Annotated in this window: 19 protein-coding genes and 1 other RNA gene; 10 read left to right on the top strand and 10 right to left on the bottom strand. The window is 61.4% G+C overall.

What is annotated here, in order from left to right:
- The first annotated feature begins 800 nt into the window (after window positions 1-800).
- Window positions 801-1,949, top strand: a complete 1,149-nt coding sequence (locus tag AAZQ98_RS05195) for an acyl-CoA dehydrogenase family protein (RefSeq protein ID WP_434690347.1) — start codon at window positions 801-803, stop codon at window positions 1,947-1,949.
- Between the two features lie 24 nt (window positions 1,950-1,973).
- Window positions 1,974-2,546: a peptide deformylase gene (gene def / locus AAZQ98_RS05190; protein WP_105657783.1), complete on the top strand. Its 573-nt coding sequence runs from the start codon at window positions 1,974-1,976 to the stop codon at window positions 2,544-2,546.
- Window positions 2,547-2,558: 12 nt separating this feature from the next.
- Here the strand turns inward: def and AAZQ98_RS05185 are convergent, their stop codons facing one another.
- The 4 genes from AAZQ98_RS05185 to AAZQ98_RS05170 form a co-directional block, all read right to left on the bottom strand.
- Window positions 2,559-3,605 carry a winged helix DNA-binding domain-containing protein gene (locus AAZQ98_RS05185; protein WP_434690344.1) on the bottom strand — a complete coding sequence of 349 codons (1,047 nt, stop codon included), beginning with the start codon at window positions 3,603-3,605 and terminating at the stop codon, window positions 2,559-2,561.
- A 322-nt stretch (window positions 3,606-3,927) separates the two neighbouring features.
- Window positions 3,928-5,385 carry a glyceraldehyde-3-phosphate dehydrogenase gene (locus AAZQ98_RS05180; RefSeq protein ID WP_105657779.1) on the bottom strand — a complete coding sequence of 486 codons (1,458 nt, stop codon included), beginning with the start codon at window positions 5,383-5,385 and terminating at the stop codon, window positions 3,928-3,930.
- A gap of 219 nt (window positions 5,386-5,604) precedes the next feature.
- An RNA gene (gene rnpB / locus AAZQ98_RS05175) (RNase P RNA component class A) lies at window positions 5,605-5,960 on the bottom strand.
- Window positions 5,961-6,032: 72 nt separating this feature from the next.
- Entirely contained in the window at window positions 6,033-7,475 is a 1,443-nt protein-coding gene (locus AAZQ98_RS05170) for a dihydrolipoyl dehydrogenase family protein (RefSeq protein WP_434690341.1), read from the bottom strand.
- A 117-nt stretch (window positions 7,476-7,592) separates the two neighbouring features.
- Between AAZQ98_RS05170 and AAZQ98_RS05165 the strand changes: the two genes are divergently transcribed.
- Complete coding sequence (locus tag AAZQ98_RS05165; protein WP_434690339.1) at window positions 7,593-8,372, top strand: YaaA family protein; 780 nt, start codon at window positions 7,593-7,595, stop codon at window positions 8,370-8,372.
- A 74-nt stretch (window positions 8,373-8,446) separates the two neighbouring features.
- On the opposite strand, the gene AAZQ98_RS05160 is transcribed toward AAZQ98_RS05165, so the two are convergent.
- Together AAZQ98_RS05160 and AAZQ98_RS05155 are read right to left on the bottom strand one after the other, a co-directional pair.
- On the bottom strand, window positions 8,447-8,830 hold the full coding sequence (locus AAZQ98_RS05160) for a VOC family protein (RefSeq protein WP_434691312.1): 384 nt from the start codon (window positions 8,828-8,830) through the stop codon (window positions 8,447-8,449).
- 12 nt (window positions 8,831-8,842) lie between these two features.
- Window positions 8,843-9,796 (bottom strand): Nif3-like dinuclear metal center hexameric protein, encoded by a 954-nt coding sequence (locus tag AAZQ98_RS05155; protein ID WP_286172103.1) that lies wholly within the window; start codon window positions 9,794-9,796, stop codon window positions 8,843-8,845.
- Between the two features lie 132 nt (window positions 9,797-9,928).
- Between AAZQ98_RS05155 and msrA the strand changes: the two genes are divergently transcribed.
- From msrA to epsC, 3 genes are all read left to right on the top strand, one after another.
- Window positions 9,929-10,456, top strand: coding sequence for a peptide-methionine (S)-S-oxide reductase MsrA (msrA, locus tag AAZQ98_RS05150; RefSeq protein ID WP_434691310.1), 528 nt, complete (start codon window positions 9,929-9,931; stop codon window positions 10,454-10,456).
- A 127-nt stretch (window positions 10,457-10,583) separates the two neighbouring features.
- Entirely contained in the window at window positions 10,584-11,519 is a 936-nt protein-coding gene (gene cysK / locus AAZQ98_RS05145) for a cysteine synthase A (RefSeq protein ID WP_105661227.1), read from the top strand.
- 142 nt (window positions 11,520-11,661) lie between these two features.
- Window positions 11,662-12,246: a serine O-acetyltransferase EpsC gene (gene epsC, locus AAZQ98_RS05140; RefSeq protein WP_105657773.1), complete on the top strand. Its 585-nt coding sequence runs from the start codon at window positions 11,662-11,664 to the stop codon at window positions 12,244-12,246.
- Between the two features lie 182 nt (window positions 12,247-12,428).
- Here the strand turns inward: epsC and AAZQ98_RS05135 are convergent, their stop codons facing one another.
- Together AAZQ98_RS05135 and AAZQ98_RS05130 are read right to left on the bottom strand one after the other, a co-directional pair.
- A complete protein-coding gene (locus AAZQ98_RS05135; protein WP_400342347.1) occupies window positions 12,429-13,709 on the bottom strand; it encodes a dicarboxylate/amino acid:cation symporter in 1,281 nt (426 codons plus the stop codon).
- Window positions 13,710-14,006: 297 nt separating this feature from the next.
- On the bottom strand, window positions 14,007-14,519 hold the full coding sequence (locus AAZQ98_RS05130; RefSeq protein ID WP_434690335.1) for a hypothetical protein: 513 nt from the start codon (window positions 14,517-14,519) through the stop codon (window positions 14,007-14,009).
- Between the two features lie 129 nt (window positions 14,520-14,648).
- Here AAZQ98_RS05130 and AAZQ98_RS05125 point away from each other — a divergent pair, with 129 nt between their 5' ends.
- The 3 genes from AAZQ98_RS05125 to AAZQ98_RS05115 all read left to right on the top strand — a co-directional run bounded on the left by AAZQ98_RS05125 (window position 14,649) and on the right by AAZQ98_RS05115 (window position 17,829).
- Window positions 14,649-16,910 carry an ATP-binding cassette domain-containing protein gene (locus tag AAZQ98_RS05125; RefSeq protein WP_434690332.1) on the top strand — a complete coding sequence of 754 codons (2,262 nt, stop codon included), beginning with the start codon at window positions 14,649-14,651 and terminating at the stop codon, window positions 16,908-16,910.
- A 2-nt stretch (window positions 16,911-16,912) separates the two neighbouring features.
- Window positions 16,913-17,413: a GNAT family N-acetyltransferase gene (locus AAZQ98_RS05120; protein ID WP_434690329.1), complete on the top strand. Its 501-nt coding sequence runs from the start codon at window positions 16,913-16,915 to the stop codon at window positions 17,411-17,413.
- 140 nt (window positions 17,414-17,553) lie between these two features.
- Complete coding sequence (locus tag AAZQ98_RS05115) at window positions 17,554-17,829, top strand: hypothetical protein (protein WP_434690327.1); 276 nt, start codon at window positions 17,554-17,556, stop codon at window positions 17,827-17,829.
- Here AAZQ98_RS05115 and AAZQ98_RS05110 read toward each other — a convergent pair.
- Window positions 17,826-18,836 (bottom strand): NADP-dependent oxidoreductase, encoded by a 1,011-nt coding sequence (locus AAZQ98_RS05110; RefSeq protein ID WP_434690324.1) that lies wholly within the window; start codon window positions 18,834-18,836, stop codon window positions 17,826-17,828. The two genes, AAZQ98_RS05115 and AAZQ98_RS05110, sit on opposite strands and share 4 nt — an antisense overlap.
- A 51-nt stretch (window positions 18,837-18,887) precedes the next feature.
- Entirely contained in the window at window positions 18,888-19,280 is a 393-nt protein-coding gene (locus tag AAZQ98_RS05105) for a DUF1304 domain-containing protein (RefSeq protein ID WP_434690322.1), read from the bottom strand.
- A gap of 92 nt (window positions 19,281-19,372) precedes the next feature.
- Here AAZQ98_RS05105 and AAZQ98_RS05100 point away from each other — a divergent pair, with 92 nt between their 5' ends.
- Complete coding sequence (locus AAZQ98_RS05100) at window positions 19,373-19,951, top strand: TetR/AcrR family transcriptional regulator (protein ID WP_434690319.1); 579 nt, start codon at window positions 19,373-19,375, stop codon at window positions 19,949-19,951.
- Window positions 19,952-20,047 lie beyond the last annotated feature (96 nt).

Raw genomic sequence — 20,047 nt, 5'->3', positions numbered from 1 at the left:
CGAACCAGGTCTTTTCTCGTTTCCAATGCCCCGAATCGCAATCGGCAAGGCACCGGGCCTCATTGATTCCAGACGAACACCTGGAATCCAGAGGCACACTCCGCCAGTCCCCGCCAGCGAATCCCCCACGGCGTTCAGCATCGCGCCGCTAGCCGCCAACCAGACTTCACCGCCGGCCATGGCCACCGCATGGAACCATCAGATGCCCAGGCACCGTGCCGACGCTGAAAAGATCGCTTCCATGGCACAGGTCGGGCGCCTCGACGCGATCGCACGCAACCCTGCCAGCAGTCTCGAAACAAACAGATTCCGCCAAGCGGCAACGGAATCAATTCCACGCTGAGGAATGCGCAACCTGCGGGACGGCTCCAGGGTTGCATCATTGGCACTGCCCGCCCCTGCACAACGGGCCACTTGCCTCCCTTAGGCCCCGATCCGAATTATCGCTGGCTCCGGTGAAGCCAACGCCATTATGCGCGGATGCCTGTTGCAGACCCGTCGCCGACAGCACCGGCTGAACAGGCAGTTCGAATCTACCGGCGAGCGCAGTGCTGCCCGGGTGCGGTGTTAAGTCATATTTCGGTGGCTAGGAACACCGATTCGAAACTATGTTCGAATGGGTTGTGTTTTGGGGTCTATCCCCGTGTTTTTCGAGACTTTTTGCGTTATCTAGTGACTTGAATCGTTGTTTGCCCTGGCGAATAGGCACGAATTGGCTTGAGCAACCATAATGGATGATGTACTTCGGCAAGCCAGTGAGCTTTATGCCTTCGTTCCATCCACCGAAAGGTACTCCCCCTGTGAAACGCGCGCTCTTTGAAGAGGACCACGAGCAGTTCCGTGAGCTGGCTACGGAATTCAACGCCCGGGAGATTTCCGGTAAATACGCTCAGTGGGAAAAGGATCATCAGATCCCCCGCGAGGTGTGGCAGTCTGCCGGTGAAAACGGCCTGCTGGGTCTTGCCGTGCCTGAGCAGTTCGGTGGCATGGGCATCGATGATTACCGCTTCCGTGTAGTGCTTGATGAGCAGCTAGTGCGTTCGGGGCATCTGTCCGTAGCCTTGGCCTTCCACCTGCACGACGACCTGGTGCTGCCATACCTGCTCTCCTACGGCTCTGCCGAGCTCAAGGCCAAGTGGCTTCCACGCATGGTCGATGGCTCCACCATTACCTCCTGCGCGTTTACCGAGCCTGGAGCGGGGTCCGACCTGCGTGCGGTGCGCACCAAGGCGGTACGCGATGGCGATGACTGGCTGATTAGCGGCCAGAAGACTTTCATCGGCAATGCTGCGTTTGGCGATGCCGCTTTGGTGCTTGCGCGCACCGATGGCGAGAGCGGACGTGCGGGCGAGCAGTCATTCTCGCTGTTCATGGTCGAGCGTTCCGAGGGGTACACCAACGGCAGCCCCTTCGACAAGATCGGGCTGCGGGCTTCTGATACCGCTGAGCTGTTCTTCGACGATGTCCGCGTCTCGGCTGCGGATCTTGTTGGCGAGGCTGGACAGGGCCTGTCCTATGTCAAGGCGCAGCTTCCCCAGGCCCGTCTGGCTATTGCCGTGGCTGCCTCGGCGATCTGCACCGCGTCCTTCGAGCAGGCGCTGGAGCATGCGAAGAACCGCTCGACCTTTGGCCAGGCGCTGACCGAGTACCAGAACACCCGTTTCGAGCTGGCTAACCTGAAGACTGAGGCGCATGTCACCCAGAGCTTCGTGGACCGGGCCGTCCTGGCATTCAACGACGGCGAGCTGGATCCTTCCGAAGCTGCCGAGGTCAAGCTTTGGGCTAGTGAGAGCGCTAAAAAGCTTTCCGATCAGGCATTGCAGCTGCATGGCGGCTATGGCTACATCATGGAGTACCCGATTGCCCAGTCCTTCACTGCTTCCCGCTTGCTGACCATCTTCGGTGGCACAAGCGAGATCATGCGTGAAACTATTGGACGAGCACTCTAAGCACTTTTGAAAGGAACCGATCACGTGCCTATTCGGCAGATCACTGTTTACGGAGAACCTGTACTTCACAAGCGTGCGGTGGAGGTCACCGAGTTTGATGGCGCCTTGCGCGAGCTCGTTGCCGATATGCACCTCACCATGGATGAAGCGCACGGCGTGGGCCTGGCGGCTCCGCAGATCGGTTTGGGCCTGCGCATGTTCACCTACGTCTTCGCGGACCAGGACGATGCTCCCGAGCGGGGCGTAGTGATCAACCCCAAGCTGACCCTTTCAAAGGTGTCGCAGGCTCCTGCGGATGCTGATGACGACTCCGAGGGCTGCTTGTCCGTGCCCGGGCTGAACTACCCGCTGCAGCGTGCCGACTATGCGAAGGTGGAGGGTTTCGACGAGTTCGGCAATCCGATCTCTTTCGAAGCGCACGGCTGGTTCGCGCGCATCATGCAGCACGAGTACGACCACCTTGATGGCTACCTCTACGTGGACAAGTTGCAGCCACGCTGGGAGAAGAAGTGGAAGAAGGCCAAGAAAGCTCTGGGTTGGGGCGTGCCTGGCAATACCTGGTTGCCGGGTACCGATGAGGATCCATTCGGCCACTAGGCCTCCCGCCGCCTACCGGGCAGTCTTGAAGTCCAGATACCGCTGATGCAGCGCCGCACCGATTTTGCCGGTGGGCGCTGTTTCTGCGTTCCAGACCTTCGAAGCCCTGCCTTGTTCTAGCCAGAAGGGCAGGAACATGCCGTTCTTGCCGGGCAGGATCTGCGCAGCCATCTGCTCGTCGGCTACCAGCGTGCGATTCGCGTAGCCCAGGTAGTACTCGTCAAAGGGACCGAGCAGGCGCAGTGGCAGCCCGGCGGGCTCCATCGCTTCAAGCTCCCGGTGGGCGCGGCTGCCGGCGATGACCCAGTAGCCCTCTCCGCGCTCATCGCTTCCTGCGTCCACCAGCAAGCCGCCGAGTGCTTCTGCGGCGGTTCTCATGGTGGTCAGCGTCTGTCCCGTGTACCAGGCTGCGTCGCGAAGGGTAGCTGGCCCATGCGAGTGCAGGTACCGGCGCAAGAGTTCCGCCAACGGATCTTCTGGTTCCCGGTGACGTGCAATCCATTCATCCACGAGCACGAAGTCCTGCGCGATGAGCTTCGCATCTCGTGGAATGGGCCCCTGGCAGATCACCCCGTCCAGGACGAGGACCTGCAGGATAACCAGTCCTCGCTGCTGGCCGGTCTCCACTCCATTCTGGTTCAGTGCCTTGAAGAGCGCGGAGCGGCTGGCTTGCCCGTGCTCCTGCAGATGCGCGCTGATGATGCCAGCTGCCTGGTCAATGTCCTGGGTGCCGACCTGCAGTCCCCGCATCCGTGTGGCCGAGGAGCGCAAGGTGCGTTCACGCGCTGCGCGAGTCATCCAGCGCGCATCTTCGGCCAAGCAGATATGCAGCGTGCCCCGCATGGTCCATGACCGCACGAGCCGGCCTTCGCTGAAGAGCGCATCGACTTGCTGGCGGGATTCTTGCGCTGCGGAGCGCTGAGCCAGCGCGTAGCGTCCTGCAGCGAAGTCCTGGGACTGGAACGCGAGCATGTGTTCTGCGGCCTGCAGTACGGATTCTGCCGGCTCCAGTAGCAGCTGGCTCGCCATGCGCGCCGCCAACGTCCGGGTACTGTCCATTAAGCAACCTCGATCCAATGCTTGATGGCCTAAAGCCTAGCAGTGCGGAGGTACAGAGATGCCCGCGAAGCGGCGCACCTGCAGCCGCCGTTGATGCAGGGGCGGCGCAGGTGGAAACGGACCTCCAAGCCCGGATGCGCGCAAAGGTCGAGACCTGCCTGGACTTTGCTGGCCAGGTGCTGGCCAGGTGCTGGCTCTCGTTGGCCCCCTGGACCCGGAAGGTCCTTTGGAGGGCTTCGTGCCGTCCGGATGGAATAGCAAAAGGGACCATCCCAGCGCGCAATGCGTTGGGATGGTCCCTTCAGCTGCAAGCAGCGGGGTCCTAGGCGGTGACGGCTTCAGCCTTCACTGCCGGCACTGCTGCCGGGTGGGTGCCGGCCATCGATTCGATGACGCGGACAACCTGGCAGGAGTAGCCGAACTCGTTGTCGTACCAAACGTAGACGACAGCGTTCTTGCCGGACACGATGGTGGCCAGGCCGTCAACGATGCCGGCGCGGCGCGAGCCGACGAAGTCGGTGGAGACAACCTCAGGCGAATCGATGTAGTCGATCTGCTTGTGCAGGCTGGAGGTCAGCGAGGTTTCACGCAGGTAGGCGTTGAGCTCTTCCTTGGTGGTCCCGTTCTCCAGGTTCAGGTTCAAGATCGCCATGGAGACGTCTGGGGTCGGTACGCGGATCGCGTTGCCGGTCAGCTTGCCTTCGAACTCCGGCAGGGCCTTGGCCACTGCCTTGGCGGCACCGGTTTCGGTGATCACCATATTCAGCGCTGCCGAACGGCCGCGGCGCTCGCCCTTGTGGAAGTTGTCGATCAGGTTCTGGTCGTTGGTGAACGAGTGAACGGTCTCGACGTGCCCGTGGGTGACACCGAACTTGTCGTTCAGGGCCTTGAGCACTGGGGTGATGGCGTTGGTGGTGCACGAGGCAGCGGTGACGATCTTGTCTTCTGCGGTGATCCACGAATCGTTGATGCCGTGGACGATGTTCTTCAGATCGCCTTTGCCCGGTGCGGTCAGCAGAACGCGGGAAACGCCCTTGGCGGCCAGGTGCTGGGACAGGCCGGCCTCATCGCGCCAGCGGCCGGTGTTGTCCACCACGATGGCATTGTCGATACCGTGTTCGGTGTAGTCGACGGTGGTCGGGTCATTCGAGTAGATGACCTTGATCAGGGTGCCGTTGGCGAGGATGGTGCTGTTTTCCTCGTCGACCGTGATCGAGCCTTCGAAGCGGCCGTGCACCGAGTCGCGGCGCAGCAGCGAAGCGCGCTTGACGATGTCGTCATCCGAGCCCTTGCGGACCACGATGGCGCGCAGGCGCAGGCCGTAGCCGCCACGCTCGATCAGGATGCGGGCCAGCAGGCGTCCGATACGGCCGAAACCGTAGAGGACAACGTCCTGTGGTTCAGCGTCGGTTGCGCCGGCCTGGCCAACCTTCTCGCCCAATTCATCGGCCAGGAAAGCGTTCAGATCAGCGGAACCGGATTCCTTGAACTTCTTGTTCACGCGGCCGAGGTCAACTGCTACCGAACCGACGTTCAGGGCCTCAATAGCATCCAGGATGGCCTTGGTGTCGTTCAGGTCGAGCTCTTCGCCATCGATGCGGCGCACTACGCGGTGGGCCTTGATGATGTCGATGGCGGACTGGTTGATCAGCTTGCGGCCGTAGACGGAGGTCACCACATTGTTTTTGCGGTACAGACGTCCGATCAGTGGGATCATGGCCTCGGCGAGCTCTTCGCGCCCGCTCCATTCTTGCTGGGCAACGACAGACTGCTGGGTCACAGAAAATCCTTCCAATTCAGCCGACTCGCAGATCCATAAAGTCGGTTGGCACCGTGGGAAGCACCATTGCTTTTGCGGTGGCACGAGGTAACAGGATCATCCTCGTAAGTACATGATCCATTCTAGACCGTGCGCAGAAAAACTGAGGATCGGGGACTGTGAATCATCTCACCAGCGCACCAAGGGCTGATGCCGGCGCAATCGCAGGAAGGAAGAGTGTGAATGGGATGGCCGATACGCCGGGTTTTGTCGCGCCGAAGCGGGACGGTCATCTATCTACGACTGCCGTTGCCGGCAGCCTCTAGCGGTCCACCCGACTGCATGGGGCGAACAGCCCTCATAACGCAGTCTGTCTGACCTTGCTCCGAGTGGGGTTTACCTAGCCACCCCAATCACTTGGGGTGCTGGTGGTCTCTTACACCACCGTTTCACCCTTACCAGGAAAACCTGGCGGTCTATTTTCTGTGGCACTAGCCTGCGGGTTACCCCGAGTGGGCGTTACCCACCACCCTGTTCTGCGGAGCCCGGACGTTCCTCGGGGCAATTGCTTGCCACGCGACCGTCTGGCCATCCCATTCACTACCAGTCTAATGCGTTGGGCGCGGCCTGCAGACCACTTCCGAACGCTGATTCGGTCACAGCCGGCTTCACCCGAACCGCTGCGCCTCAAGCAACCGCAACCAGATTTCGCTGATCGTCGGATAGGCGGGGACCGCATGCCACAGCCGGTCCAGGCTGACCTCGCCGACGATCGCAATGGTGGCCGCATGCAGCAGTTCCGCGGCATCCTGGCCGGCGAAAGTGGCGCCGACGATCACCGAACGCGCCTGGTCTATCACCAGCTTGGCCCGCCCGGAATACCCATCGGCGTGCAAGCTCGCCCCGGCCACCGCACCCAGATCGTGCTCGATAACCGAAATCTGCAAGCCGGCGTCGCGGGCCTGGCGTTCGGTGAGTCCGACCGCGGCGATCTGCGGATCGCTGAAGACCACGCGCGGCACCGCATGGTGGTCCGCCGTGGCCGCATGCCTGCCCCAGGGCGCATCGAGAACCCCGGTTCCATTGACCCTCGCGGCAATGGCCTCGCCCGCGGCCCGGGCCTGGTACTTGCCCTGGTGGGTCAGCGGGCTGCGCCCGCTGGCATCTCCCACGGCGTAGAGCCAGTCGGTACCCGCCACGAGCATCGTGTCATCGACCTGCAGCCGCCGGGACGGGTCCACCCCGAGTGCTTCGAGTCCCAGGTTCCCGATCTCCGGCCGCCGCCCGGTGGAGACCAGCACTTCCTCGGCTTCCACGAGGGATCCTCCGGGCAGCTGGAGGCCGGCTATCCCGTGCTCATCGCGGTGGACCTGCAACGGCGTGGTGTCCTGGTGCACCACTACCCCGGCCTCGGCCAGCGACTGGGCCACCAGCTCGCCGGCGAACGGCTCTTCGCGGCCCAGAAGCTGGCCGCGGGCAAGGATGGTGACCTTGGACCCGAGGGAGGCGAAAGCGAAGGCCAGCTCCACCCCGGCAACTCCGCCACCGATGATGGCCAGCCTCGGCGGAATCGCCTTAGCCGCAGTGGCCTCCCGGGTGCCCCACGGCCTGGCTTCAGCCAAACCCTCGATCCCAGGCAGAACCGGAGTGGATCCGGTGGCCAGGACTACGGCCCGGGCCGAGTACTCGCGATCCGCCACCTGCACCAGGCCGCGCCCGGCAAGCTGCGCCCGGCCGCGGATTAATTCGATGCCGGCCGAACGCAGCCACCGTTCCTGCCCGGCATCATCCCAGTTGCTGGTGAAGGCGTCCCGCCGCGCGAGCACCGCCTCGGGATCCAGCGCACCGATCACCGCTTCGCGGGCCCCGGGAACCCGGCGTGCCGCGCGCAGCGCATCGCCGCTGCGCAACAGGGCCTTGGAAGGCATGCATGCCCAGTACGAGCATTCCCCGCCCACCAGCTCGGATTCGACGATGGCCGCCTTCAGGCCCTGCCGGGTGGCATAGTCGGCGGCGTTCTCCCCGGCCGGCCCGGCGCCGATCACGATCACGTCGAAGTCGCAGTGCTGCCCGGAGGCAGTTTGGCTTGCTCTTGAGTTCTGCTGGGGCATGCTCTGTCCTTGCTCTGCGTGAAGCGCTGCTGGGTCGTGGGTTCAGCCTAGCCAGATCTGCGCTGCGGGTATATGCCCTGGGCAGAAGATCAGGTGAACTCCGATAAGCTGGAACGCGTGCTTATTTTGTTGCCGCCTTCCGAAGGCAAGACCGTCCACGCCGAAGGTTCTCCGTTCGAAATCGAGGATCTGTCTTTTCCGGAGCTTTCCGGGGAACGCCGCCTGGTGCTTGACGCCCTTGCTGAAGTTTCAGCACGCGAAGATGCCATGGACCTGCTGGGAGTCGGAGCGTCGCTGGCCAAGGAAGTAGCGCGGAATATCAATCTGCACACCGAGCCCGCAGCCAAGGCGCAGGATATCTACTCGGGGGTGCTCTTCGAGGCCCTGGACTACGCGAATCTGGATGAAGCAGCGCAGCGGCGCGCCGATGAATCCATCATCGTGGTCTCCGCCCTGTGGGGTGCCGTGCGTTTTGGCGATCGCATTCCGCCCTACCGCTTGTCCATGTCGGTCAAGCTCGCGCCGCTGGGCAAGCTGGCCACCTGGTGGAAGAAGCGCCTGGCTCCGGTGCTGGATGCGGTGGCCGGCGACCAGCTGATCGTGGACGCGCGATCGAGCACCTATGCGGCCGCCTACAAGCCGGCCAATGGCAACACCGTTGCGGTCAACGTCTTCCAGATGCGCAATGGGGTCCCGAAGGTGGTCTCGCACTTTGCCAAGCACACCCGCGGAGAGGTCGCCGGTTTCCTGGTCCAGCAACCGGTCGCACCGGAAAACCCTGGAGAATTGCTCGAGCTGGTCCAGACCAAGTGGGAAGCGTCCCTCGTCGAAGACAAGAAGGGCTTGGCGCTGAACATCCTGCTGCCGGAGGACCACCAGTTCACTACCGTGAGTTAGCGTCCTTGGGCAAGTCGCCGAAGGCGGCTGGCGCCTTGTCGATGAAGGGTGCTGGCATGGCTAATGCGGCTTCGTCAATGCGCTGCGACTAGTTCAATCTCGAATCCGGCAGCATCTTCCAAATAGGCCGCGTAGTGCTTTGGTCCCCCGGCGTACGGGTGCAGCTCCGGGAACATGAGGGTGAATCCGTGATCCAGCGCCTGGGATGCCAACGTTTCCACCGCTTGCCTGGAGCCAGCTTGGAAAGCCAAATGATTCAGCCCGGGAGCCAGGCGGTCATGCCGTTGTTTTTTGGCATCCGGTCCGGATTCCAGGACTATATGGAATCCGTCGAGGGCATAGCTGATGCCATCAGCCCAGTGGGAATCCACGACATAGCCAAGGCGAGTGAGCAGCCAGCCCAGGGAAGCTGTGCTGGCTGCCAAATCCTCAACCCATATTTCCAGATGATGCAGCATGGAATTCACTGACTAAGGAGTCAGCACGAAGTCCCATGGATCGGAATTCACTTGGGAAACTTCGATCTCCACGGTGTGCCCAAGGTCGTTGAGCACGTTGCCCAAGGCGCGGGCACCGGCCGACAGCCAGACCCATTCCGAAGCGAAGTGGGAGACATCGATCAGGTAAGGGAACCCGCCGTTGGCAGCTTCGCGCGCTTCGCTTGCCGGGTGGTGGCGCAGATCAGCAGTCACGTAGACATCGGCCTGGTGCGAGCGCACCGCGTCAAACAGGGAATCGCCGGCACCGCCGCAGAGGGCGACCTTCCGGATGATGCCCGTTCGGTCTCCGGCGACACGTACACCGCCAGCCACCGCTGGGAGCACGGTGTAAACGCGTTCAGCGAAATCCTCGAGCTTCATCGGCTTCTCCAAGAAGCCAACTCGTCCCAAGCCTTCTTCTGGCAGTCCGTCCTTGGACTCGATCAACGGCACGCAGTCCTTCAGCCCGAAGGCATCGGCGAGAGCATCGTTGACTCCCCCGATGGCGCTGTCGGCATTGGTGTGCGCCGTAAGCAATGCGGTTCCGGATTCGATCAGGCGGTGAATGGCTTCGCCCTTGAAATTGGTGCCGGCAACCTGGGTGACTCCGCGCAGGAGCAACGGGTGGTGAGTGATCAGCAGATCGGCCCCACGCTCGATTGCATCCTCGATCACCTCCAGCGTTGGATCTACAGCCATCACGATCTTGGAAATCTGCTGGCTGGTACGTCCGGTCACCAGGCCAACGGCATCCCAATCTTCGGCCAATGATTTTGGCCAAAGTTCCTCAGCTGCTTCAAGGACGTTACCCAAGGTGGTCTGCGGAACCGAGGTGTCTTCCACCGGTTGCTCTGGCGTTTCTCCGGTAACGGGCTTGAGCGTCGAGGCGTCCAGGGAATCACTGCTCTTCCCCAGGTCTTGCGAGTTATCTGCCTTGCTCTGCATACCCACCACCCTACGCGGTGGGTATGGGGATGGAACAGAATGCAACGCCGCAACGTTGTGAACTGTGTGAGTATTCCCAGCCTTCAGTCCCCTCATCAATTCAGCCCGATCCTGGAAGTCCAGGACACCAAGCTGAGCACCTTCGTACTAGCCGGCGGCTGCTTCTGGTGCTTGGATGCCGTGTACCAGCGAACCCGTGGCGTCCACGCCGTGATTTCCGGATACATCGGTGGCCACACCAAGGATCCGGCCTACCGCGAAGTCTGCAGCGGCACCACTGGCCATGCCGAAGGTGTCGCCGTGATCTTTGACCCGCAAGTGGTTCCGGCCGAAGTCATCTTGGATATGTTCTTTACCGTGCACGACCCGACCACGCTGAACCGCCAGGGCTACGACGTGGGTACGCAGTACCGTTCGGCGATGTTCCCGCTCGATGACCAGCAGCGCGGCCTCTTCCAGGAGGCCATCGAGAAGTTCTCGCGCGTATACCCCAATCCGATCGTCACTACGCTGGAAGAGTCCAAAGATTTCTATCCTGCCGAGCAAATCCACCAGGATTATTACTCCGAAAACCAGGAAGTGGGCTATTGCCGCGTGATTATCGATCCAAAGATCGCGAAAGTCAGGAAATATTACGCTCAATGGCTAAACGAAGCCTAGTCGCGCTTTTGGCCTACTAGGGTTAGTTGTGAACCTCATAGGTCTCCGGCGGTTACGCCAGATTCCGGCAATTATTTCGCCGCAACTAACTGCGGCCGCATAGAGTCACGTAAGGATTGCATACAAGATGGGTAAGATCTACAACAACGTCACCGAAGTCGTCGGCAACACCCCGCTGGTGAAGCTGAACCGCGTCGGCGAGGGCCTGCCAGGGAACATCGCTGTGAAGCTGGAATTCTACAACCCGGCGAACTCCGTCAAGGACCGCATCGGCGTGGCCATCGTTGATGCAGCCGAGGCCTCTGGTGCGTTGAAGCCAGGCGGCACCATCGTTGAGGGCACTTCGGGCAACACCGGCATCGCACTGGCGATGGTCGGTGCAGCCCGCGGCTACAAGGTCATCTTGACCATGCCTGAAACCATGTCCACCGAGCGCCGTGTGATGCTGCGCGCTTTCGGCGCCGAGATCGTGCTGACCCCGGGCGCCGACGGCATGCGCGGGGCTGTGGAGAAGGCCAAGGAAATTGTTGCGACTTCCGAGAACGCTATCTGGGCGCAGCAGTTCGCCAACACCGCCAACCCGCAGGTCCACGCAGAGACCACCGGTCCGGAGATCTGGTCTGATACCGAAGGCAAGATCGATGTCCTGGTTGCCGGCATCGGTACCGGTGGCACTATCACCGGTGCAGGCCGCTACCTGAAGGAAAAGAATCCAAACCTGAAGATCGTGGCCGTTGAGCCCAAGGATTCCCCGATCCTCAATGGCGGAAAGCCCGGCCCGCACAAGATCCAGGGACTGGGAGCGAACTTCATCCCCGAGGTGCTCGACACCGAGCTGTACGACGAAGTCCTGGATGCCAGCATCGAGGATTCGGTATCGACCGCTCGCGCGCTGGGCGTCAAGGAAGGCATCCTCGGCGGCATCTCCGCTGGCGCAGCCGTTTGGGGTGCGGTACAGATCGCCGCGCGTGAAGAGAACGCCGGCAAGCAGATCGTTGCGATCATCCCGGACTTCGGTGAGCGCTACATCTCCACCCTGCTCTTCGACGACATCCGCGGCTAAGTAAATTTGCAGAAACAGAATAAATCGGCGCGAGCCACTGTTGGGTCTATTGAGAGACCTGTATCGGTGCAGCTCGCGCCGATTTGCTGTGTGACATCTGCGGATTGTCCCCGAGCGAACCGCAACCCCTAAGGTAGTATTCATGAGTTTTTTCTCCCGCCTGCGTGAGGATTTGGCCAACGCACGCCAGCACGATCCGGCAGCGCGAAGCGATCCGGAAAACTTCTTCGTGTATTCCGGACTGCACGCGATCTGGCTGCACCGGTTGGCCCACAAGATGTGGCAGAACCCCTCGCTGAAGTGGCCAGCGCGTTTGCTATCCCAGGCGAACCGCGCCCTGACCGGGATCGAGATCCATCCCGGCGCCACCATTGGGCGCCGCTTCTTCATCGACCACGGCATGGGCATCGTCATTGGCGAGACTGCCGAAATCGGCGATGACGTCATGCTGTACCACGGGGTGACCCTCGGCGGCCGTTCACTGGCCAAGGTCAAGCGCCACCCGACCATCGGTGATCGCGTGGTCATCGGTGCCGGAGCCAAGGTGCTCGGCCCGATCGTGATCGGCGCGGATTCCGCCATCGGCGCGAACGCCGTGGTCGTCAAGGATGCCCCGGAAGGCTCGATTGTCACCGGAATCCCCGCACAGAACCGTCCGCGCAGGCCCGAAGAGCGCAAGCCTGCTGTAGACCCGGCCGAGTACATCGACCCGGCCATGTGGATCTAGCATTTACGCTCCTGCCACTGCGGCAGAACAAACCCGCCCAGCACACGGACCGGCCACGGTCCGCCTGCTGGGCGGGTTTTCGCTTTGGCCCCGATATTTGCGGGCAAAGCAAAACATCGATGCCCGGTACCATTGCGAGTCTGGTACCGGGCATCGATGCCTCTGCGAGTGATGGAAGCCGCTTAGGCCAGCTTGTGGTCCGCAGCTTCGGTGCCATCGGCCAGCTCTACGACCTCGTCCTCAGGATCCTGGGGCTGGGCGCCGAGCTTGCCACGGGTCAGCTTGTGCATGATCATGGCCAGCGCGCCGTCACCGGTCACGTTGGTTGCGGTGCCGAAGCTATCCAGGGCAATGTAGGCTGCGAACATCAGGCCGACTTCGACCTCGCCGAAGCCCAGCATCTGTGCGAGCAGTCCGGCAGCGGCGGCGATGGCGCCACCTGGCACGCCTGGTGCCGCAATCATCATGACGCCGAGCATCAGGATGAATGGGAAGTAGGTGCCGAAGGAAACGTCGCCACCGGTCAGCAGGAGCACCGCGATGGAGAAGCAGGTGATCTTGACCATCGAGCCTGAGAGGTGGATGGTGGCGCACAGCGGAACGACGAAGCCGGCTACCGTGTCGGAAACACCATTCTTCTTGGCTGATTCCAGCGTCACCGGAATGGTTGCAGCCGAGGATGAGGTACCCAAGGCGGTGAAGTAGGCATTGCGCATGCCCCACAGTGCGGCCAGCGGATTGCGCTTGTTCATCGCCCCAGCGATGGAGTACTGCACCAGCAGGACAACCAGGGTCAGCGCGAAGGAGACCACGGCGACGAAGAGGAACTTCTGCACCACGGTGACGGCGTCCCCGGCGGCGGACAGATCCAGGAAGATTCCGAAGATGAACAGCGGCAAGGCTGGAACAATCACACGGCGGATAACCATCTCGATAATGCTGCGGAACTCCACTGTCCCGCGGAAGATCACGGTGGATCGGAAGGCCGTCAGGCCCAGGCCCAGCATGAATGCCAGTACCAGTGCAGTCATGACGCCCATCAGCGGAGTCAGCACGATTTCGGTTGCCGATTCGCCCGCACTGCCGACCAGGGAAATATACGGTTCGAAACCTGATCCTTCGCCTGCGCCAACTTCCTCGACGCCGCCGCCGGAAAGCGACTTGGTGAATAGCCAACGGCTCACGAAGTACGCGAGCAGTCCCGCGCACAGGGTGGAGGTGTAGGCGATGACCGCGGTGATGCCCAACCACTTTCCTGCGCCCTTGCCGAGTTCAGCAATAGCCGGTGCCACCAAGCCGAAGATGATCAACGGCACGATGAACCCAAGGAATCCGGAGAAGATCGAGTTGTAGGTCAGGAATACGCTTCCTAGCCACACCGGCATAACCGGGCCAAGCAGAATACCCAGCAGGATGGCAACGAGCACCCAGCCAAGCAGTGGGATAGATTTCAGCAGCTTCATGAATGTCCTTTAAACGGTTAGGGATCGGAGCGCACTGTTGGACGGGCCACAAGTGTGTCGTGGCGCACGCCTCAATCATGATAGACGTAATTTTTGTTACACCGAAATCCTGTGAATGGATTGAGTGTTACGAGAATACGCCCTCTTGCCGAATATTCTCTACCGTAAATCGCAACACGTTCAATCAGGTTCGATCCCTGGTGCGGCAAGGGTTCAGGAGTTGAATATTCGTCGATTTAACGGCAGCAAGGCGGATCTGCCCCATTAAGCAGTCCCGCCCTGGCTTGGATTCATTGATTATTCGAAGTTCGCTTCGACTACGCCTTGCTCCTGGCCCTGGCCCACCACCTGGCTTTGCACGCGGAGGTTGAGCACGGATCCGCCATCGGCATTTTCATAGCTCACGAAGACCGACCCGGCTCCGGCATCGCTGCCCGTTTGCGACCAGTTCGGTCCGCCCGCCGCCGAATGGCCAGTGAGCAAGTCGACCACCTGAACGGTGGCCAGCTGCTTCATCTGGGCTTCATTTCCGTTGCCCCAAGCAACGACCAGGGCATCTGCATACTCCGTGGCGCTCGATGGGAGCTTGCCCAGCTCTTGGCCCCCGATAGTTTCGGATTGCTCCGACTCCCCGGCCTCCCCCGGAGTGGATGCCGTTGGCGACGCGGACTGCGTCGGGCTGGCTTCAGGAGTTGACGGCTCCTGGCTTGCGGTGCCACCTGCAGTGCTGCCGCAACCGGCGAGCGCAAGGCAGCCGGCCAGTGCCGCCACCGAGCTGAGCTTGAGTCGTTTCGTAGTTCTATCCGGCATGGCTTTCTCCGTTCTCGCAGGGGGCACTGATTCCTTGTGGGTTCGATACTCCACGCGAATCGGCAGCGATTGCAAGTCCGCTGTCCTATGGCAGGTGTCGGTTGGGGCATTTCTCAGTAGGCTTGGGGCATGAGCCAGCACCCTGCCGATAGCCATGACACGATTCGAGTACGCCAAGCCCGGGAAAACAACTTGCGAGGTGTTGACGTCGATATTCCAAAACGGCGCATTACCGCGTTTACCGGTGTTTCCGGTTCGGGCAAGTCCTCCCTGGTGTTCGGCACGATTGCCGCAGAGTCCCAGCGCCTGATCAATGAAACGTATACGACCTTCATCCAGAGCTTCATGCCCTCGATGCCCCGGCCTGATGTAGAAGTGCTGGAAAATCTCTCCACGGCCATCGTGGTAGACCAGGAACGCATGGGCGCGAATTCGCGTTCTACCGTGGGCACGGCGACCGACGCCTACTCGCTCTTGCGCGTTCTGTATTCGCGTTATTCCACTCCGAGCGCCGGCGGCGCTGGCGCGTACTCGTTTAATCTCGGCCAGGGCGCGTGCCCGGTGTGCGAGGGTTTCGGCACCGAGGCGAGCATCGACCTTGATGAGCTGCTGGATTGGGACAAGTCGCTGAACGAGGGAGCCATCAAGGCGCCGAACTTTGCCCCGGATTCCTGGCTGTGGCAGACGCTGACTGCCGGCACGCAGGCAGATCTGGACATGAAGCTCAGGGACATGCCCAGTGCCATGCTGGACCGCTTGCTCTACGAGGAAGCAGGCAAGGTCAAGCTCAATGGGGCCAACATGAGCTACTCCGGTTTGGTCACGCGCATCAAGTCCAATTACATCCATTCGGGCAGGGAGATCAAGCAAGCCCATATTCGTGCCTGGATCGAACGCATCTCCACGACCGCACCGTGCTCTGCCTGCGCCGGATCACGGCTCGGCCAGGCCGCTCGCGCTTCGAAGATCAATTCCTTGGGAATCGCGGACATGACTGCCCTGCAGGTTTCCGAGCTGCTCGAAACCCTGGAGACGATCCAGATCCCGGATGCCGCGCCACTGACCACCAATTTGAAGGCCGTGCTCAAATCCATGGTGGATTTGGGGTTGGGCTACCTGTCCCTTGACCGTCCGGCGGGGACCCTTTCGGGCGGCGAAGCCCAGCGCGTGAAGATGATCCGGCATCTTGGATCAGCGCTCAGTGATGTCACGTATGTCTTCGACGAGCCCACCGTTGGATTGCATCCCCATGACATCCAGCGGATGAACGGGTTGCTGGCTAGCCTTCGGGACAAGGGCAATACCGTACTGGTGGTGGAGCACAAGCCCGAGGTCATCGGCATCGCGGACCACGTGATCGACTTGGGCCCGGGCGCTGGTACCCATGGCGGCACCATTTGCTACAGCGGTCCAGTGGACGGCCTGCTGTCCAGCGATACGCTGACCGGAAAGCAATTCACCACGCGTGCTGCGCTCAATGCGAACCCGCGCGAGGCACAGGGGTCCATGCAAGTGCGCGGTGCCTCCTTGCACAACCTGAAGAATGTTTCCGTGGATATCCCTACCGGCGTGATGTGCGCAATCACCGGTGTCGCCGGTTCCGGCAAATCCACGCTGATCCATTCGACGATCGCCAAACGCGATGACGTGGCGGTGGTGGACCAAACCGCCATCCGGGGCTCCCGGCGTTCGAACCCGGCCACCTATACCGGGATCATGGATCCGATCCGTGCGGCGTTCGCGAAAGCCAACGGCGTGAAGCCTGCCCTGTTCAGCGCCAATTCGGCCGGAGCGTGCCCGGGGTGCAGCGGTGTCGGATACACCTATACGGATTTGGCTTCCATGGCTGGAGTGGCCTTGCCTTGCGAGCAGTGCGGCGGCAAGCGATTCACCGCTGATGTGCTGGAATACACCCTCGATGGGTTGAACATTGCCGAAGTCCTGGACTTGAGCATGGAAGAAGCGTTGGAGCAGCTCAAAGTGCCCAAGGCGAAGGCCGTGCTCGAACGCCTGAACCAGGTGGGGCTGGGATACCTGAAACTGGGACAGCGGCTGAACACGCTTTCGGGCGGCGAACGGCAGCGAATCAAGCTGGCTATCCGTTTAGGCCAGGGCGCCGGTACCTACATCCTGGACGAGCCAACCACAGGATTGCACATGGCTGATGTGCAGAACCTGCTGCGTCTGCTCGACGAGATGGTCGATGAAGGCAATACCGTCGTGGTCATCGAGCATCATCTGGCGGTGGTTGCCCACTGCGATTGGGTCATTGACTTGGGTCCCGGGGCAGGGCACGAAGGAGGAAGCATTGTCTTCGAAGGGACCCCGGCTGACCTTGCCGCCTCCGGCACCCTGACCGGAGTTCATCTGTCCGACTACATCGAGGGATAGCCATGGCCCAGAACCTCAGGAAACCGCTGCCTGCCGACGCGCAGGAGCTTGCCAGGCTGCATGTCGAATGCTGGAAAGAAACCTACACGCAGCTGCTGCCAGATGGTTTCTTCGACCCTGCCCACAGTGAGCAGCGGCTGCGCATGTGGGACAGGGTTCTGGAGGACCCGAATCCGCTCTTCAGGATTTCGGTGGCGGAAAATGAGGACGGGAAGCTTGTCGGATTCGCCCTCAGCGCACCTCCCACCGGCAATATCGACGGGATACCGGAGAACGTCTCTCGCCAGCTCTACAACCTGTATGTGCTGGAAGACTTCCATGGCGACGGAACAGGGCAGGCGCTGCTTGATGCAGTCCTTGGCAATGAGCCGGCCGTACTGTGGGTGGCGGCCCAGAATCCGCGTGCCATCCGATTCTACGAACGCAACGGATTCGCCTTCGACGGCGTGAGCGAGGACGACCCGGCTGCTCCGAAAATTACCGACGCACGAATGCTCAGGTAGTTAGCAAGCGGACAGATCCCGACGATGTCCGGGTCGCTCCCACGGCCCAGTTCCGCGTCGATCTGCAGCACCAGCTGCGCCTGGCGAAACAGCGCGCCGTATTCGGGGCCAGGGGGTGGGCGAATTCCCGTGGAGTTGAGTTGGCGCAATTTGTCCCGGGCTTCGGGCAGCTCGCCGAGGCCTTGCAGCCGGTCGAGCATCGAGGTACCGACGTTCTGCTCGGTGATGCCAAGGGACATCCGCCGGGCAATGGGGGTACTGCACGCGCAGCGACCATTGCCTGGCGGGTATCCAGCTTCGAGCGAGAGCAGGATTCCCCGCCCCGCGCTCCAGCCACCACCTTAACCGGTCCTGCTCCGGTCCTAGCCTCTGAATCGGGGGTCGGGCCGGAGCAGTCTTCGGGTTGGCGGAATTAGATGCGCACGAGCATCTTGCCGGTGTTCGCACCGCGCATCATGCCAAGGAAGGCGTCCACGGTATTCTCGATGCCGTCAACGATCGTCTCGTCGTAGGCGATCTTGCCTTCGGAGAACCACTTGCCCATGCGCTCGCCGAACTCCGGGGCGAGGTCAAGGTAGCTGGAGAGGGTGAATCCCTGCAGCTTCAGGCCGCGGGTGATCAGGTTGGCCATGTTCTTCGGGCCCGGAGTCGACTCGGTGGTGTTGTAGCTGGCGATAGCGCCGCACAGGGCAGCACGACCGGAATCGTTGAACGCTGCCAGGGCAGCTTCGAGGTGGTCCCCGCCCACGTTGTCGAAGAAGACATCGATGCCTTCCGGAGCTGCGGCGGCCAGCTGCCCGCGCACATCGCCATCCTTGTAGTTGAAGGCGGCATCGTAGCCGTACTTGCTGGTCAGCAGTTCAACCTTCTCTGCGCTGCCGGCCGAGCCGATGACGCGCTTGGCACCCATGAGCTTGGCGATCTGCCCGGCAGCGGTGCCCACGGCACCTGCAGCGCCGGAGACGAAGACGGTCTCGCCCTCGGCAAGATTGGCGACTGCGCTCAGGCCTACATAGGCGGTCAAGCCGGTCATGCCCAAGATGTGCAGGCGCAGCGACGAGGAAACGCCGGGCAGATCAGGTGCGGACTTGAAATTGGCAGAGTCGGCCTGCACGGTGTCAGACCAGCCCAGCTGATGTTGGACCAAGGTGCCTGCCGGGAACGCTTCGTCCGCTGTCTCGATGACACGGCCAATTGCGCCGCCGAGGATCTGCTCGCCAATCTTGAATGGCGGGATGTAGGAACGGGTGTCATTCATGCGTCCGCGCATGTACGGGTCCACGGAAATGAACTCGTTGCGCACCCGGATTTCACCGGTCTTCAGCTCCGGCAACTCAACGGTCTGGACGGTGAAGTTCTCCTGCGTTGGCCAACCGGACGGACGGGAGGCGAGCAGGATCTGCGTGCTGGTTGCTTCAGTCATGGTTACCAGTTCTTTCAATTCTCGGTGATATTGGAAACTCTCGGTGTCGTTCTAGTTGCCCAGCGCCAGGCCAAGGACCAGCAGCGCAACTGACAGCAGCGGGAAAATCCCCTGCTTGACGGCCAGCTTGGCTTTGCCCGGGCTCCCCAGTGCCAGCACCAATGCGGCGGCCAGCATGGAGCCGGCCCCGGCGAAGACCAGCGTGGCACCCACAGCCAAGTGGCCCATGCCCAAGGCAATCACCCCGGCAAGTGCGGCAACTGCCAAGAAGAGGTTGTAGAAGCCCTGATTGAAGGCCATTTCTCGCGTTGCTTCTGCCTCAGCCTCGCTGGTCTTGAACAAAGCGCGGGTTTTTCCAGTGGTCCAGGTGATGGACTCCATCGAGAAGATGTAGACGTGGAGCAGGGCAGCGGCGGTTGCGAAGATCTGCGCGGCGATGATCATGGCTAGTCCTTGGTGTTGGGAAGGCAACTATTCTGTAACGACCATTTCAATATATACTGGAATGGTCGTTACGAAAAGAGGAGGTGGGTGTGATGGCGCGTACATCTGCATTCGACAAGGAAGCGGCTATCCAGAACGCCCGATCGGTGTTCTGGTCCAAGGGCTTCGAGGCCACATCCATTCCCGAACTTGAAAATGCCACCGGCCTGAGCCGTTCAAGCATCTACAACTCCTTCGGCTCCAAGCGCGGCCTGTTCGATGCCGCAGTAGACAGCTACCTTAATGAAATTGTCCGCCCGCGGTTGCGTCCGCTGCTCCAGAACCCAGTACCTTCACAGGCATTGGGAGACTATCTGCGTGGGCTCGCTGCCGTTTTCGCGAAGCCAGAGTCCCTGCCTGCAGCCCATGGGTGCCTGCTGATCAACACCGCCAGCGCACCGATTGCAGCAGAGAACGACATCGCCGCCATCATTTCCGCGTACCGGGAAGAACTTGATGAAGCCATGGGCCGCGGCTTGCATGCCCTTCGTCCGGATCTTTCAGTCGAACGCCATGCCCTGCTGAGCGACACCATCACCGGTCTGGTGGTAGCGGCCTTCGCACTGGTGCGCATCTCCCCCAGCGAAGCTGTTCGCTTGTTGCAATGCGCCGAGAACTTGCTGGAAGACTAGGACCGGCCTTATGCCCCTACTCCTTTCCGGGTTTAAGGCGCAAGCCCCGGGGCACCTGTTGTCCGGATTGCTTCTAGCCAGGCACTGATCCACGGA

The organism is Glutamicibacter sp. Je.9.36 (assembly GCF_051129975.1).
Taxonomy (GTDB): Bacteria; Actinomycetota; Actinomycetes; order Actinomycetales; family Micrococcaceae; genus Glutamicibacter.
This window is presented reverse-complemented; position numbering and strand designations above follow the sequence as displayed.

Excerpts from the sequence above, each read along its gene's own strand:
- AAZQ98_RS05185 (WP_434690344.1), bottom strand. The coding sequence starts at position 3,605 with ATGGACAGTACCCGGACGTTGGCGGCGCGCATGGCGAGCCAGCTGCTA.
- AAZQ98_RS05170 (WP_434690341.1), bottom strand. The coding sequence starts at position 7,475 with ATGCCCCAGCAGAACTCAAGAGCAAGCCAAACTGCCTCCGGGCAGCAC.
- AAZQ98_RS05160 (WP_434691312.1), bottom strand. The coding sequence starts at position 8,830 with ATGCTGCATCATCTGGAAATATGGGTTGAGGATTTGGCAGCCAGCACA.
- AAZQ98_RS05155 (WP_286172103.1), bottom strand. The coding sequence starts at position 9,796 with ATGCAGAGCAAGGCAGATAACTCGCAAGACCTGGGGAAGAGCAGTGAT.
- cysK (WP_105661227.1), top strand. The coding sequence starts at position 10,584 with ATGGGTAAGATCTACAACAACGTCACCGAAGTCGTCGGCAACACCCCG.
- epsC (WP_105657773.1), top strand. The coding sequence starts at position 11,662 with ATGAGTTTTTTCTCCCGCCTGCGTGAGGATTTGGCCAACGCACGCCAG.
- AAZQ98_RS05135 (WP_400342347.1), bottom strand. The coding sequence starts at position 13,709 with ATGAAGCTGCTGAAATCTATCCCACTGCTTGGCTGGGTGCTCGTTGCC.
- AAZQ98_RS05130 (WP_434690335.1), bottom strand. The coding sequence starts at position 14,519 with ATGCCGGATAGAACTACGAAACGACTCAAGCTCAGCTCGGTGGCGGCA.
- AAZQ98_RS05125 (WP_434690332.1), top strand. The coding sequence starts at position 14,649 with ATGAGCCAGCACCCTGCCGATAGCCATGACACGATTCGAGTACGCCAA.
- AAZQ98_RS05120 (WP_434690329.1), top strand. The coding sequence starts at position 16,913 with ATGGCCCAGAACCTCAGGAAACCGCTGCCTGCCGACGCGCAGGAGCTT.
- AAZQ98_RS05110 (WP_434690324.1), bottom strand. The coding sequence starts at position 18,836 with ATGACTGAAGCAACCAGCACGCAGATCCTGCTCGCCTCCCGTCCGTCC.
- AAZQ98_RS05105 (WP_434690322.1), bottom strand. The coding sequence starts at position 19,280 with ATGATCATCGCCGCGCAGATCTTCGCAACCGCCGCTGCCCTGCTCCAC.
- AAZQ98_RS05100 (WP_434690319.1), top strand. The coding sequence starts at position 19,373 with ATGGCGCGTACATCTGCATTCGACAAGGAAGCGGCTATCCAGAACGCC.